Genomic DNA, 17,478 nt, shown 5'->3' on the forward strand with positions numbered 1-17,478 from the left:
GAGAGATCATATCACCGAAAGAGCCGGCAAAGACGCCTGCGGAGGAATACGATAACCTCAATGATATCATCGATAACAACCCGATAGACGACCAGGAGATATCGGACGGCTCCAAGATGGTCGCCCTCCTCAAGTTCCTCGGTATAGACACCGATATGATGAAGGGCGTCAGGGAGTGGAAGCCGGTCGAGAACGCGCGGGCGATCATGGGTAAGATAAGGGATATGGTGGCCGACTTTATGGACAATCTTGTGGCCATATCTTATAAGAAAGCCGCCGCCCTGGTGTTACTGAGGGAGCTGGCGCCTGTCATAGGACAGAACATGGACGTCGCCATGAAGCTATTGGCCGTCATAAATCCTGAAGTAGCGAATGCGCTCTCCCGTCTCTCCGAGAGGGAGAGGGAGGACTTCCTTGCTGCATTCGCCGCGAAGCCGCTCGATAGATCGAGGAATCTTGATGAACAGGTCCTCGATGCGTTCATCGGCCATATCTTCGGTCTTGCCGAAGGCAAGAACCTCGCCACGGCACGCATATACCTGAACGCGATGACGGCCGCGGTAACGCCCGATAATAAGGATATGGTCCTGAAGATACTCAATTCAAGGATCAATAGTGCCCTGAAAGGCGCAGGCATCTCTGAAGAATTCAACCAGGCGCTCAAAGAGACGGTCGGAGAGATCATATCACCGAAAGAGCCGGCAAAGACGCCTGCGGAGGAATACGATAACCTCAATGATATCATCGATAACAACCCGATAGACGACCAGGAGATATCGGACGGCTCCAAGATGGTCGCCCTACTCAGGTTCCTCGGTATAGACACCGATATGATGAAGGGCGTCAGGGAGTGGAAGCCGGTCAAGAACGCGGTAAGGATACTGGATGAGATAAGGAGGTTGAGCGGAAAGTGGACGCTATTCACCCTAAAGTCGGCCATCGCGGCCGCATTCCTCAGGGACCTGGCCCCGTACGTTAAGCAGAACATGGACGTCGCCATGAAGCTATTGGCCGTCATAAATCCTGAAGTGGCGAACGCGCTATCCCGTCTCTCCGAGAGGGAGAGGGAGGACTTCCTCGCCGCATTCGCCGGGATGATCCTCGATCCTTCAAGAGATATGGGTGAACAGGCGCTCGAAATGTTCATAAATCACGTGCTCGGTATAGCAAAAGATAAAGGCATAGACGACGCTGCGCGCTTCACGGGGATCATACGCGCCCTCACCACCGCCGACAATGCCGAATTGATGCTCAATATAGTGAAGCACTTCGACTGCCAGGACAGGACGCAGGAGACGGTGGTCGCGAATATCATAATGGGGACCCTCGAAGAGACAATGCGCAGGTCGCCCGACAACACCGACGGCGGCAGGATGCACGATATCCTGCGCGATAAGGATGTCAGGGCAGGGGTGAAGCTGATATTGATGCTCAGGTTCCTCGAGATCGAACCGAGCGCTATAAATGCGCAAGGATGGCTCAAGGATAGAGATGAGGTCTCGAAATTGATGGATGATCTCGAACAGTTCATAGCGCTCTTCTCCGAGAGAGAGGACCTGGCGAAGATACTGGCCGCTTTCGCGCTCAGGAACATCGCCAGGATCAATGTCGATCTTGAGGTAAGGGCAAAGCTCCTCCGTATAATCAATCCGGATGTCGTCCGGGCTCTTGAACCGTTCTCGGGCGCGGAGAAGAACGACGTCGTTGACTATATCGCCGCATCTCTCAGTCCTTCGGAAGACCTTGAGGCGCAGGCACGCGATATCTTCATAAATAAGATTCTCGATATGACCGGCATGGCAGAGGATATCTATACAGACACGCATGAAAAATACGCCAGGGCCATAGTCGCGCTCGTTACACCGGAGAATGAAGAGGAGATGATGGACGATATGAAGGCCGCTATGGAAGGCGCATCCGACTTCAAGCTGAAGGTGATAAATGCGGTCATAAGGGACCTGCAGCTCAGGATGATATCAGGCGCATTTATTGACAGGGAAGGCGCGCTCGACGCAATGCTGAGGGATGGCACGATGTCGGGCGAAGATAAGCTCGCGGTTATACTCGATCTTTTCGGCATACGTATTGACGAATTGAACTCCGTACGCGGATGGGATGTGATGGCAGAGGCGGACGGTATGATGACAGATATAAGGTCCGGAGTTTCATCGGGTCTGTCTGTAGAGAAGGCGATAGCCTCCGTACTGTTGAACAGATTGGTCTATTCTCCGCAGGGTGAGCTTGCCGTCAGGTTAAATATGGCCCTGGTGATGCGGCTCATCAGGAAGATCGTATCGCCTGAAGTCGCCAAGGAGATCGATGGGCTCAAGGGCAGGGCGAAGGAAGATTTTGCCGTGACCTTTGCGATGGCATTGGGTAAAGAAGAAGATATTGACGCACAAGCGGCGGATATAATGAGCGCTCTGGCTGGTGCAGCTGTTGCGCCGAGAGAGACGGGTGTGACTGCGCCTGTTGCACCGGAGCCTGCAGCCGTCTCTCTCGGAGAAGAGGCCGGTGAGGTGCTTACAGAAAAGGTGCCGGGGACCGGCAGGACGGTACTGAGCAGTTCCGCGGTCGGGATAGCCGCTGTATGGCTCGTCAACCCGCCGGCCGCTTACACCATAGCCGCGGCCGCGGCAGCGATCTACTTCGGATACAAGATCTACGGGAGCTTCAAGAATAGGGAGGCCGTATCATATCAGACGGCCGATAAAGAACTTGTCAATAACGTATTGAGCGTCCTCGACACCGTCGAATTCGAAGAGAGGGGTGCCTATGACAGGGCCAGAGAGGGCCTCGTAGGACATATATCGATGGCCGGTAAGGGCAGGCTGATCGAAGGTCAGAACGTGACCGTGACGGTAGGAGATATCGGCCGCACCGTTACGTCGGGCGATATAGGAGAGAGGGCGCTCAGGGATATAGCTATGGAGATAGCAAGGGACCTGCCGAATCCAGAGATGGTAATAGGGAATATAGAAGAGGCGCTCAGGGAGTTCAACGGCGCGCTTCCTTACGAGATAGCATTTGCCGTAATGCCGGACGGGACGGTTCAATATTCAACCAGGTCAGATATCAGGTTTGACAACGAAGGCCGCCTCATGCAGATGAGCTGTACGGAGACCGTCCTGCCGGGCGCCAGAGTACTATTCCGCGGCCATACGCATCCGGACGTCGCCGGGACGAAAGGCCAGTTCGCAAAGGATATGGAGAACCTGAACGAAGGCCGGTTCGGTGATATATCGGAGCTTGTCATATTCCAGGGCCAGACGGCCGTCGTCGAACGTCTTGCCAGGACGCCGGCCGCAGCTATCGCCGCTGCATACGGCCCGGCACATATCATCTACCGTTTCGATGCCAGGGATGGGGCATTCATTGAGACTATCGAGGCGCGGCCGCTGGAGATGGTGGAGATACAGGGCGCAGATCTGGCCAAGGAAGGGGCCGGCATCACGGCAGAGATCGCTCCTCCTGTCGCGCCTGTATTCAGCGGGGCCGCCCTTGCGCCTCCGGCCAAGAGGGCAGACCTGATACCGGGCGCGGCATCCCTCTCTTCTTATCTTGATGAGGGCGGTACGGCGGCGCTCGTCGAGCGCATCAGAGAACTTAAGGATAGCGGTGTCATGACAGGCGCCTTCGTAGCCGCGCCTCACATCGACACCCTGGCCGACGAGAACGGCGACCTGCTCAATACTAATACGGGCCTGAAAGAGATCGCAGGTGTGGCAGCTACGAACGGCGACCTCCTGAAGGTCGTTATCCTGGTCGAAGGCGCCCGGGGCTTTGATAGGGCCGTTAAGGCGATAGGGAAGATACCGGCGAACAAAGCGATAACGATCATCGATATAAGCCAGCGGGGCAGCCAGAGCGTCGCGGCGTATGCAGCCCAGGAACTGGGCGGCGGCATACCGTGCAGCAATATAGGTATGAGTTTCACCAATACCCCGGAGAACAGGAAGACGATCGAGAGCGAATTTGGCAGGCACCTCAGGGAGTCGGCGAGCGTAGTCCTCGTCGACAAAGAGGTCCTTGCCTCGGATAAGCCCCAGACGGCGTATCTGGACGTGGTGAACGCCATCAATGCAGCCGTAACGAGGAAGGTCAACTTCCTTGGGCTCCTGAAGGACTCGGGCGATACGGGAGTCATAGACCTTATCAATAAACTTCAGGATATGCTGCATGAAGCGTTCGTATTCAAGATCATTACGGATGTAGGCAGGGAGCTCGCTGACTGGATACGTTCGGTCAACGCAGCCGCCGTTTCAGCATAAAGGTAAAATTCTAACCTGGTTAGAATAGCCGGGTTAGAGAGGAAAGCGGATCATTAGGGGGTGATGATGATGGAAGAGAGGCGAAGATACCCTCGTTACAGAAGATATCTCGAAGTGGCCTACGAAACCGGGGATACGGTAGGTATAAGCTGCGCGACGAACACCTTTGACATAAGCAGGGGCGGCTTATCTATGCCGGTCAATAAGGCGATCAAGCTGGGGAAGAAGATCAACCTAAGGATCAAATTGCCTTATTACGACAAAGAGGTGACGGCTCAGGGCAGGGTCGTTTGGAAAGGACCTGTGCGAAGGACGCTATCCCAGGAAGAGTATGCGGGGATAGAGTTCATGGCCATGGATGACGGCAGCCGATCCGCGTTGGCTCAATATCTCGAGACGATATCTGCTTAACGGGGCGAGAATATTAGGAGTACAAAAATAAAGTTACAATATGTTGCACTTCATATGGTTACAATATCATTAAATCATAAAAAAGTCAAATATCGCTACTTGACAACTATATGCTATATGATATACTCATATGGTTAATGGGAAGTAAAAGTTAGCTTTTAACATAAGGGGTAATCTCCCATGAAGGCTTGGCGGCTTAACGAAGACCATCACTTTTTCTCTCCAGATCCGTCGGAAAAGACGGATATCTCTACGAGAGAAGAGCTGGGCTCAAAGTCCCTGATAATGGACTGGCAGAGCCACCGGAACAGGAAGTGGATCCGGACGGTAGCCCTGATACTCGTAGTGACCTTCGTACACCAGGACCTGGTCTGGGCGCAGGGCGGAACACCCATTTGGTCGAAAGGATCGAATGGGTCTTTTTCTGTTAAGCCGTCCGCTACTCCGGAAAGCACCATAACCGTCCCCAAGGACGTAGCCGTCACCAAAGAGGCCTATACAGGCAAAGACGGCAAGACGATCATCAATATCCAGGATGCCCACGCCTCGTTGACCGCCCAGGAGTCGATATCTTCCATATTAGATTCATTAGTCACTAATTATGATCTAAAATTGGTGGCAATAGAAGGCTCCTCCGGCTATATAGACACCTCTCTCTTAAGAACATTCCCGGATGAAAATATACGTAAAGAGACCGCCGGATATCTTATGGCCAGGGGAAGGATGTCCGCAGGCGAGTTCTTCTCCATAACCTCCGACAGGAATATAGCCCTCTACGGCATCGAAGATAGGCCGCTATACCAGGAGAACGTCGATCAGTTCCGGCAGGTATATGAGATCAACAGATCGCTTGAGGGGGATCTGTCCGGGCTTGACAGGGCGCTCAAAGGCCTGAAGGACAAGATATACACGGACGAGATGAAGGAGCTCGATGCCAACTCCGTCCTCCACAGGGACGGCAAGCTGGCGTTCTCAAAGAGATGGGAGCTCGTAGGGAATATCGCAGCCAAGGTCAACCTTGACTACCGGAAGTACGACAACCTCACAAAGCTTGTCGAATCCCTGAAATTGGAGAAGGAGATCGACTTTCAGAAGGCCAATAAGGAACGCGACGCGCTGATAGACGTATTGAGCAAGGCGCTGCCCAAGCAGGAGCTGGAGGAGCTCGTCCTGAAGTCCTTATCGTTCAAGATGAACAAGATATCCAAGGGTGAATATTACGTCTTCCTCCAGGGCCTTGCCGATAAGAATTACATCTCCCCGGACCCGTACCGCAACCTGATCATATACACCGACTATATAACCCTTTACGAATCTATAGACCTTTTCGCCATATTCGACGAGGTCCAGGCCTTCGAGGACGCCATCAAAGAGCGGCTCTTCACCAACGATTACCAGAGGAGATTACACCGGATATCGAGGTGCGTGAGTTTTACGAAGGACCTTTTTGAGCTTAAACTGGTAGGGGCCGATCTAGAATATCTCGCCGATAACATCGCTACCTGCAACGCCGGGTATATAGCCGGCTTCATCAGGGATGCCTCGTTAAGATACGGCGTAGCCATAGAGGGCAATTATGACCTCTCAAAGATATTCGACTCTATCCCCAGGGCGCTCGACTTCTACCGGACGGCCGACATGCGCAACTCCTCGATGCTCGCCAATACCATAAAGCGCATGGATTCAGAGGGAGCGAGCGTCGCGGCGCTCATCACCGGAGGTTACCACTCCAAGGGGCTCGGTGAGCTGCTGCGCCAGAAGAATACGTCATACCTTGTGATACTCCCGAAGTTCGACGCATCGAAAGGCGAACGCCCGTACGTCGCGATACTGACCAATAAGAGAGAGCCGTATGAAGGGCTCCTGAAGGGCGGGCAGTATTACCTCGCCACGGGAGCTTACTTCGAAGGCGTTAAGCAGGTGACATCTAAAGAGGAGATCACCGCGCTCGGGGCGCGGCTTGCGGACGCGGTCATATATCCTCTTAAGCGTATCATCGTCGAGAGGGCCGGGGAGATGCCGGATGCGGAATTCAGCCGGTTGGTGAAGACGAAGCCCGGCAGGGAGAAGGTGAAGTCGGTGCTTGAGACGTGGATCTCCGCATATGAAGGCCGTTACACAAAGGGCGGCTGGCCGAGAGATGCCGCTCCTATGACGCCGAAAGCGTTCAGGGAACTTCTGTACAACGTCGTCTTCGATGCGACAGGGACGGATATCCTGGCTACGCAGGAAGAGGCAGACCGGCTGAGGGCCATAGAGGAGCGGTTGAAGGCGGTAGAATCGAAGATCTACGAGCGAAGCGAGGAAGGGCAGACAGAAAAGGCGGCAGAGAGATTCATAAGCGGAGTAGCGGGAAATGCGGACAGGATCAGGGCTATCTATGAGGAAAATTTTGAACATTATCCGCAGCGTGCGATAAATCGCGAGAACGTAGAATCGTTCCTCGAAATTATGCTTCGCAGGAAGGGTATCAATGTGAGGATGGAGGATTACCGTTCGAACCGTGTGATAAGCGGCCTGATAGACAGGATAACCGAGGCGGTCAGGCCCCTGCGGCCTTTACAGCCTGCGCCGGCCCCTTTAACGTCCCCCGCCCCGTCCGAGATCGAGGCAGAAGCCGCACAGGCCCTTGAGGAAAGGCGTAAGATCGTAGCGGAAGAAGGCGTCCTTACGGCAGAAGAGGTTGCGTTGCGGGACGAGCTTTATAGCTACAAAGAGAGAGTCGCCGAGAGGCTTATAAGGCATACTGTCGATCATGTCCCTCCCGCTACCACCGCGGCAGAGACGGATAAGTGGCATGGCAGGCTGCCTCAAAATCGGAGAGAATGGCTGGAGTATCTGCTGGATAAAGGACACAGGAGTGTGATCTTTCACATATTCGGCGTATCGGGCATAGAAGAGTTAGACGCCCTGGACACAAGTTTAATGGGCAAAAATTTGATAGACAGGACAGAAGCCATCTTTACGGCGTATGAAGAAGGCCTCCCGGTCATCAGAGAAGCGAGAGGGAAGGTCAGGGAGGTAGAGACAAGATACAGCGACGATCAGAGATTGATGTCTCTGGCAGGCATGGTAGATGAATACGATATGGCATATACCGCAGATGACTTAAGGGCCATGAGGGAAGGCGCGGAAGAGCTATTGCAAACTATCGCCGAAAGGGACAGGAAGCCGGCCGGCCCTCCCGCTCAGGTCCCGTCCGCCTCCGCCGCGCCGTCACCGGAAAGGCCCGGGGCGAGGCCGTACGATGAAGGCAGGGCGCTCGTCGAAGCAGTCCTGGTCGCCTCCGCCGCAGGGCTCATCATATCGTTACCCGGCCCCATAACCCTTGTTATCAACGCCTTATTTGCCGCCGCAGGCATCCCGCCCATACTCAGCGGTACACGGTTAGAGCTTGCCGGTATCGCTGCCGTCATTTTTGTCATATTCAAAGCCATATTCAAGACATGGCAGGCGGCAAAGCGGCTTGCCGTATCGCGGAACATAGCAACGCTCACCCACGTAAAGAGGTTCCTGCAAATCAATGATACGGAGTTTGCAAATGACCCGGATGTCGTGAAGATGATATTCGAGATCGGCATAGATACCCTTCAAAAAAGAGCGGGTGAAAGGGCGCACCGTACCGGCGGGGCGAGTCTTGAGGAGACGAGCGACGGGGATGCTGAGGACCTCATTATCATACAGGATATCCATGGTAACCTGAGGAATTTGAGAAGCATCCTGATCGCGGAAAATATCATAGAGGGGCTCCGGCAGGGCCGCATCCAGCTGGAGATCAGGGGTGATATCATACACCCCGTTTCACCATTGATATCATCGGAAGAGCGCCAGGTCTCGATCCCGTCATTGGCCGCGCTCCTTTTGATCGTCGAATTGCAGGTGAGGTATCCCGGCAGGGTCCACATCAATATAGGGAACCACGAGAATGCGCATGTAAGCCGCGAGGCGATCCATAAAGACGGAAGCGAGAAGGTGTCGGAGTTGGAAGATGCGATAGAGAAAGGGTTCGGGCCTGCTGACGCAGACCTGATCACCGGGAAGATGGCAGATTACATAGAACTGCTGCCGGTCATAACCACGCAGGAGGCGGGCGATAATATAAAGATAGCCGGATTTCACGCCGTCCCGGACGGCGCCCGGATACCGGAGGAATACGATTTCGGGGACATGTTCAGGGCCGGCAGGATGATAGGAAGCCGCGCCGGCGGATCCAGGAATATCCCGCTCTCAACATTCCTTATAGGTGACAATATCGAGAGCTCGCTTCCGGATATGGGGGCCCTCCTCGACCGCATGGGAGGAGAAGGTGAGATCGTTATAGGGACGTGCGGCCATCTGACCACAAGGGACCTGAAGAGTATAAAGGGCAAGGGATTCACTACCATAGGAGATGAAGACGGCGGCGATCCTGCCTTCGTGCTGGCAGGGGACCGGCTGGTCGCAGGCGTCTCCTATAACAGGCCGGCATATCTGAAGATAGGGCTCAGGCATCCTTTCGGGCAAGGCGGTAAACCGGACGTCGCGAACCTCGTCGATTCGGAAGGCGGGTCGGCATTCAAGATAGCCAGAGAAGTTACGGTGCACCATATCTCAATACCCCCGCACGGTGTAAAGAGCTTCTTTACGGCTCTTCTTGTGACGCTCGGGATGGTGTTGGCGAACCCTGCGTCCGGGAACGTTAGCACCATTGCCCCTATCGGCAGCATGACACAGGCGGGCATGGGAGAGGCCGGGCGGCCGGTCGCGGAAGACGTAGAGGCCCTGGAGAAGAGGATGCTGGAGGAGGCGCTCGAGCCGCTTACGATCGAAAAGATGCCCGCAGAGGCGCCCATTGCCGGGCGACCGGAGATCTCATACAGATTGGACCCGGTCTCCGAAGGGATGAGCGTTACGGAGAACCATTACGCTTTCGGAGAGCATATATTTACCAACCAGATAATGTCAGGACAGTGTGTGGGAGTGGTGGTGATGACCGATAAAGGGGCATTCCTGGCACATCTCACCCCTCCGCATCTTGACAAAGAGAATATAAGAGCAGAGGAGGCCGGCCAACCTGCGAGGGACGCAACGCATGATAAGGTGCTGCAGATCGCCGGGGAGCTTGTAAGGCACGGCGTCACAGATCATAAAGATGTCAAGGTATATGTCTTCCATTCCGGCGGCGACCTGATGGTAGACGGCGTAGTACAGCACAACTTTGCCACAGAAGCGAAAGAGTCATTGAGGAAGGTCTTCGGGAAAGTGGTGGCGGTGCCGTTCATACACGAAATGGGCATCACGCTCGTGATCGACAGGGCAGTAAAAGATGACGGGCGGAAAGGGTATGAAGTCAAAGTAATAGGAAGCGATAATGTCTTCGCCGTCAGGAAGGGTTTCTATGATTCCGGTACCGGGGAACTGAAGATGGCGGATCCCGACTTCGGAGATACATTGGATACGCTTAAGCCGCTGGGTATCGTGCTCGCGTTGTCCATAATACTGCTCGGCATAGGGAGCGCCATTGTATATGCGTTTAAGGCCTCCGCCCGTTATCTATATGAGAGGAAGGGGCCGGGCGTTATAAGGAGGACGGCTAGCGACCTGGCTGAGACGGTTCTTATAGGCATCGCCAGCGTGCTCGGTTGGGTGATCGGGAAGGCATGGAAATATACAGGACTTTTTATCGATAGTGTGCTCAGGAGACAGGCGGTATCACGCGGACGCGAAGACGACGATAGATCCAGGAAGTACAAGAGCATATGGAGTGCAGGCCTTGCGGCGGCCATGACGTCCGCGGCCGCGTTATTGACAGGTGATGCGTTCCACCATATCCCGGAGATCACACTGGGTATAATGGCCGCGATATTCGCCCTGCAGGCAGCAGGATTCATATATTCATATCTTAACCCGGCGAAAGACCTTGACCCGTCCATACGCGATAAGGCGACCCCTTTCACGTCATTCACCGAAGGCGCCTCCACAAAAGACGGCTCGATCAGGGTGAACTCGCGCCTTCCATATATCTTTCAGAGATGGTTCTACTCGCACGAGGTAATGCATAATAGATTGGAAAGATACGGCATAAAGAACGCTTTCCTGTCGGAATTCCTGATGCTGTTCATCTTTGACATGCCGCTTCTTCTGGCGACTCTATTAAGGTCCGGGGCAGGGCCGGCGATATATCCGCCGGAGACGATCGCGGATGTAAAGCGGATCGAAAGTGTTTACGCTCGGGCCATGCCGTACGCACACCAGGATTACCAGACGGCCGCAGCAATGCACCTGGCAGGCGAAGGGAATAATAACGCCGAGATAAAGTGCGGCGGCGGTAAGACGAAGGTCGGCGTCATAGCGACCGCCCTGGAGCTCTTAAGGATAAAGAGGAGCGGTTCCACCGACGCCATAATACGGACCACTACACACGATTCGCTTTCTGAGAAAGACGCTGAGGAAGGGGCGATAGTATATTCAATATTGGGGCAGGAGCTCTTCGGCACCCCCTTCACCGCATCATTGATAATAAAAGGTAAGGACGGCCGGGACGAGGCGTACGAGTTCGTCGTGAAGGACGGCAGGGCCGCGAAGGTCAGAGTCGACATAGATGACGCCTTCACAAGAGACGTGGTCTATCTCCTGGTCGATAAGGGTATCCACAGGACGGAGGCCGAGTCCCTCCTCGATGATAAGGAGGCCTTCATGGCGCGCAGCTGGCACTGGCTTGCCGATGAAGGAGATGTCGCATTCTATTTCGACGCGAGCAACACCTATCTCATATCCGGCGGTGCAAGGGCCGATGCAGCTACGCGTAACGTTTTCAGGGTGAGCGTCGAAGAGGCGGTAAAGGCCCTCTATGACGTGACGAGGGACGGGAAGACGCATAAGCCCGTCTCTAAAAATTGCATCGTAGATGACAGCCAGAGGACCATATCTTTCAACAGGTGGGCGCGCGAAGAGTTCCTGAAGAGGCTTGGAGATGTACTGGGTGAAGAAGAGGTCAGGGCGAGCAGGGAGTTATTGCTGAGATTCTCCGAGGAGGCCCTCCAGGCACACCTCTATTATGAGGCCGGGAAGAACTATGAGGTAAGGGGCGGAGAGGTCGTCCTGGTAAGCGAGGACGAGGGAAGCCTGCAGCCGGGCAGGGAGCTGAGCGGCGGGCTGCAGAACGCCATCAGGGCAAAGGAAGGGGTCGCCCTGAAAGATGAAACGCTCCCGCAGGCCCAGATGCCTCTCCATGTATATCTCGGGCTTAATAATATCCACGGAGGGCAGCTCATAAAGAAGTTCGGGATAATGACCGGGACGATGCCGCGCGGTATAGATGAGATATACGGGACCTCCACCAGGACCTTCCAGCCGGATATAGAGCTTGAGAAGAAAGACCATCGGCCCGTCATGTCGTCCACAAAGGAGAAGAAGAGGGCATTATATTCAAAGGAGATACAGAAAGAGCTGGAGTCGGCCCAGGCGGTTATAGTCCATTGCGCATCAGAGAACGATGAAGCCGAGTCTATCATGGCCCTCGCCGCGGCCTACGGCTGGGCGAAGACAGGCGCCACGCCCCGCGAGACGGTCGATAATGCCAGGTCTTATCTGCGTGACAATAAACGCATCAATATAGAGGGAGTCACCATCAGGTCCACGGAGGGCGGTGACCTCGATAAGATCAGGCAGATCGTAAAAGAGAGGGCCGGGCGTCCGCGGACCGTAACATTCATCACCAACCTCGGGTCACGAGGGCTCGATTACCAGATCACGCAAGCCGTTAATGAGACGGCCGGAGAGGCGAGGATCAGTTTCACCGGGATATCGACATTCTTCTCTCCTTATATGGCCCTTTACCAGCAGTTCGGCGGCAGGATAGGACGGCCGGTGTGGGTGGAGGACGAAAAGGGCGGTCACCTCGAACCGACCCCGGGCACCCTGAAGGCGTTCTGGAGTTTAGAGGACGAGACGTTCGTGCAGTATGAACATTTTGAGAGGATGGCCCTCAACGCGCTGGCAAGAAAGGTGAAAGCGATAGAGGAGAGAGGCGGCGTCGCGGAGATGGACGACCCGGGCCTCGATATACGGGATACCACGGACCCCGGAACAGGCAGGGTGATAATAAGGCGCCGGACACTGAGCAACCTGGCAAAGAAGATAGAGGATAACCTCATAGAGACCTTCCAGCAGCAGAAGAAGGTGGACGCGCTCCTCTTTTCAGAGACAGCCATAACTCTAAGGGACGGGACGACCCTTAGAGAGAGCATATGGAATGCGTATACGAATATGCTTCGCCGGCTCAAGAGAGGCGGGTTTATAAGCGCCCTCTTCGATACGGAGAGCGAACTTGGCGCGTCCCTCAGCCGTGCCCTAAGGGAGAAGGCGGATGCCATATCGGCCCACATCGCTCAATACGGCACACGCAATGAAAAGATAGCAGAGCTGATAAAGTCATTCGATGAAGGTATAAGTGAGGACCGGAAAGGTTTCGGCCTTAAGGTGAGTTATGATATTGCAGGAGAACTGGCGGATGCCGGGGACGTATCTTTTGCCGTACAGAAGTTCATTAAAGATTTTGTCGCCCGGTCCACGCTCGAGACGCTGTCGCAGAGGTGGGGCGGGTATCTACTGGAGATGGAGGATTACAGGAATAAGCTTAGAAGGTCCGCATGGGCCCAGCAGGCCTCCCAGGTGAATGCGCTCCTGGGGCAGGCGAAGGTCGCGCGGGAGCAATTCAAGGGTGTCCTGGCCGCAACCGAAAAAGAGGCGGCCGATATATGTATAGGCATGATACTCTACGGTAAGAGCGAGATAGCGAAAGAGGTAGCCAGGGAGGGCCTTCCTCTTATAAGGGCTCCCGATATAGCCGCGACCGTATCCGGTTTCGCGTGGAAGAGCGTCTTAATATCCGCAGTCACATACATAACATATCAATTATCGGTTGCCGTATTCAGCTTCTTCTCATTCCTGCCCAAGATGTCGGGTCAGGCAGGCGGAGAGGGCCTGGCAAATATAGCAGGTATATTCGATCATATACCCGGTACGATCTCGGCCCTGCCTCCCGAAATATCCATCCTGCTCGCAGGCGTCATGTCGCTTCTCCTGGTGGCGCTTCTGCCCATAATAAGGAAGATACAGGCCAAAGATATCTCAGGCCAGGAGATAGAGCTTGCGAAAGAAGAGTATGCGATAAAGGGAAGTGCCGTTACCGTAGGCATCAGGTACCTCCTGAACAGCAAGGTCATGTCAGCGGTCAATATGCTGGCGCCGATGGCGTCGCTCCTCCTCATCTTTAGTCATGTCGTATCCGCGGGAGGCGCATCGCCGGCCATGGCGGTGTTGAGCACGGTCCTCCCCGGCGTGGCGAGCCCGCTCCTGACGCTGGCGCTCGTGTCGGCGGTCATAGGGCTGGTATCGTACGCGCTGACGATCATGATCAATTTCTCGAATATAAAGAGGCCGCATGCGACGGAATCTAAGCCGGCAAAAGAGGGGTTCGGGGCCTTCATACACGGCCTCGCTACTATAATCGTCTCGGCCGGCATCTACACCACGCTCGGTATGAGCGCGCTGGGTATAGGCGCCATGGCAGCGGTAGCCGTCATCACGGCAGGATACTTTACGTACGCGGTAAAGGTAGGCAAGCGGGAGGCGGAGGCGCCGCACGTCGTCGGTTACGTATCTGCGGGGGCGGCATTCTATCTGTTGTCCCAGTACCTGGCGCCTTTATACGCCGCCCATCCGATCTTCATAGCGGTGACCGGCATCCTTGGCGGCCTCATCATGGCCGTCGGCGGCATAAAACAGATAGCAGGCCAGGCGAAACTGCTAAAGGATTCGTTCAGGCCTCTCACGGGCGGGGCGCACAGGAAGACGTTCCTCGACAAGGCCTCGGTCATTTCGGACTATCTCTTCAAGAGCAACATCTTCACATTGAACGGCGTGATAATCGCCGTATTGGCGGGGGCCGCGGCTATAGGGGCCTTTTACGGGCTTCTGCCGGTTGTCGACACAACGAACGTGGCCTACTATCAATATGCGGCGCTGTTGGTCGCGGCCATGGTCATCGTGCTGGCCAGGGTGATGTCTTCGTCGAACGCGCTGAGCCGGGCCGTCGAAAGAGGCTTCAGGCCGAAGAACGTCGTCCGCGCCACCGGGTTCCTCATGACGGCCTCTATAGCGACCGGGAACGTATCTGCCAGCGCGGCTGTGGCATCGCAGGTCCAGGGCACCGCGGCCATGAAGGAGAGGGCCGGCGCCGCACAGCCCGCGGGTCTGAGAGAGGCCGTTGAAACGGGTGTGGCAAAGGCGTTGCACGGGGTACCCGCCCCGGCCGAAAAGGCGGCTCCGGCGCCTGAACGGACCGCCCTGCGGACCCAGAAATCGTCGGGCAATTTCCAGATCGTAAGAGAGGTCGGCCCCGGCGGCGATATAATACATACGTATGTGCGTAAATTCGTCAATAATACATGGATAACCGATATACAGATGGACCCGGACGGCACCGTGACCCTGTACGAATATGACGGCATCACATTCGCAGGCGCCGTCAAGTATTACACGAACGGGGATAAGGAGGAACTGAACGACCGGTGGCAGGTCACGGAAAAGACCGCCTCCGCAACCGACTTCAAAAAAGGCGCCAACCTCCCATGGCAGAATTACGGACGCGATATAGGATCGACAGTCCCGGGGATGGGATTCAGCTCGGGCGATAACGAGGAATTCCTGATCGACTCCCTGAGGCCTTTTGCGGGACAGACCGTGAGGCTGAACCTCTTCACCGATCTCAGGGATTGTATCGATTTTTCAGATCCTGACTCTTTGCGGTTTTACAATGCGGATAAGGTCTTTGCCGATATGGATACGCTCCTCGAAGCGGCAGGCATATGCGGCGTCAAACTCGATATAGTCCTTTTCGATTACTGGATCGCCTACGGGCCCGGTTCAGGCGATACCGGCCACCCTGAGGCGATAAAGGACCCAGGGCTGAGAGGGCAGGTCGTGGCTCTCATGAGCAGCGTAATAAGCCGGTATGCCGATGATCCCCAGATAAATTCGTATGAGGTGATGAACGAGCAATATTATGGGACCGATGCTTCCCCGTGGGGCAACCAGCACCCGACCGATCCCGTGATGTCCACGGTCACAGTAGGCGAGATGGCGACGTTCCTCACGGACTTCATATACATGATACGCATCAATGACCCGGGTAAGCCCATAATGATCTGCTTTGCCAACAGGAACGATGTGACGAGCGGGAACTGGACCGCATTCATCGACGGCTCGGGAGATGACGACGCCGATATGATCGATTACCACTACTGGGCGAAGGATAACTACTACAGCTTCGATAACCTGTCCGGTCCGGCGAGCGATCCCATATTCATGGGAAAGCCGGTCACCATAGGAGAGATAGACCCGCAATATTATAATGTCGGCCTAGACCCGGATTTCACCGGGCGGCTCGATGCCGTATACGGCGGCGGCAATGCCGCAGGGTACTTCTGGCAGGGGGACGGTTTTACTACGCCCATAACGCCCGAAGACCTGGCGCGTTTCCAGGATTGGTACAGGGGCGTCAGATATACCTATTACCTCCCGAGCGGGAACGTCATGACCGCCACATATTCGGACGGCAACGTCTATGAATATCAGGATAACGACTATGACAGGAGCGACCATTTTGGCAGGATGTATCTCCACACCCTGCCCAGCGGTATCTATTTCCGCCAGTCGGAGTTTATAGCCAACCACGATTCCATCCTGAGACAGGATAAGTACTTCGCGGACGGCACATTCGGCGGTCACTCGATATTCACCTACTATTCGAACGGCCCCGTAGAGACGCGCACCAATTATAACGCCGACGGCAGCCTTGTAGATTCCTACAGGATAATAGAATATTACTCAGACGGTTCGATAAAGAGACAGGAGAAGTATAATGCCGCCGGGGTGAAGGTTGCCACCTACCTCATTGACGAATACTATGCAGAGACGTTCGGCCAGGAGAAACTCGTATTCAGGCAGACCGAATACGACGGGGCAGGCCGGTTCGTCTTCAGTTCAGACCTCTATTATTATACAGGGACGAATCTCGTCGAAAGGGAAGATCTCTATTCACAGAGCGGCGCATACCAGGGTCGCTTCGCCTACGAGTACTTCCAGGGCACCGATACCATCAGCAGGAAGACGCGTTACGATGCCGCCGGGAATCCGGTGGCGGTGTATACATATGACCGGCTGTCGCGGCTCATAAGGGAGACGAACGCCGACGGTTCGTATAAGGAGTTCGAATATTACGGGACCACATCGGCTAGACATTATGTGAGGGAATATGATGAAGGCGGCATACTCCGGATAACATACGAGTATGATACATCGGATCGTCTCATCACGGAAAGGCATACCGACGGTTCATATAAGGAGTTCGAGTATTATACCGGAACGCCGATACGGAGCGTCATGAGGGAATATGATACGAACGGTCTATTGGCCGCCACCTACACCTATGAGAATACTATAGCCAACCGTCTCCTCACCGAACTCCGCGTCACCGCGAACTCCAACGGCGAGATATACTTCGTATACACCTACGACCAGGCCGGTAATGTCACCAAGAAGGCCTACAGCGACCAGGCCGGTACGGACCTCGTGGCCACCTACACATATAAAGCCGCTGACCCGGAGAGGGTAGCGACGATACTCCTTGCCGAGGCCAACTCAGACGGCGAGATCTACTTCGTATATACCTACGATGACGTTAACCATACCATAACGAAGAAGGCGTATAAGGACGCCTCGGGCACGATCTTAAGAGCCACCTACTACTACA

The 17,478-nt window shown here is 54.9% G+C and carries 3 protein-coding genes; all 3 read left to right on the forward strand.

What is annotated here, in order from left to right; translation table 11 throughout:
• A partial coding sequence (locus WC515_08815; GenBank protein ID MFA5147460.1) for a hypothetical protein occupies positions 1 to 4,271 on the forward strand: 4,271 nt, incomplete at its 5' end.
• A 63-nt stretch (positions 4,272 to 4,334) separates the two neighbouring features.
• Complete coding sequence (locus WC515_08820; GenBank protein MFA5147461.1) at positions 4,335 to 4,682, forward strand: PilZ domain-containing protein; 348 nt, start codon at positions 4,335 to 4,337, stop codon at positions 4,680 to 4,682.
• Positions 4,683 to 4,862: 180 nt separating this feature from the next.
• On the forward strand, positions 4,863 to 17,478 hold a 12,616-nt coding region (locus tag WC515_08825; protein ID MFA5147462.1), incomplete at its 3' end, for a hypothetical protein.

The organism is Candidatus Omnitrophota bacterium (assembly GCA_041650805.1).
In the GTDB taxonomy this organism is placed as follows: Bacteria; Omnitrophota; Gorgyraeia; order 2-01-FULL-45-10; family 2-01-FULL-45-10; genus JBAZKM01.

Coding starts and splice junctions, on each gene's coding strand:
- WC515_08820 (MFA5147461.1), top strand. CDS start 4,335: ATGATGATGGAAGAGAGGCGAAGATACCCTCGTTACAGAAGATATCTC.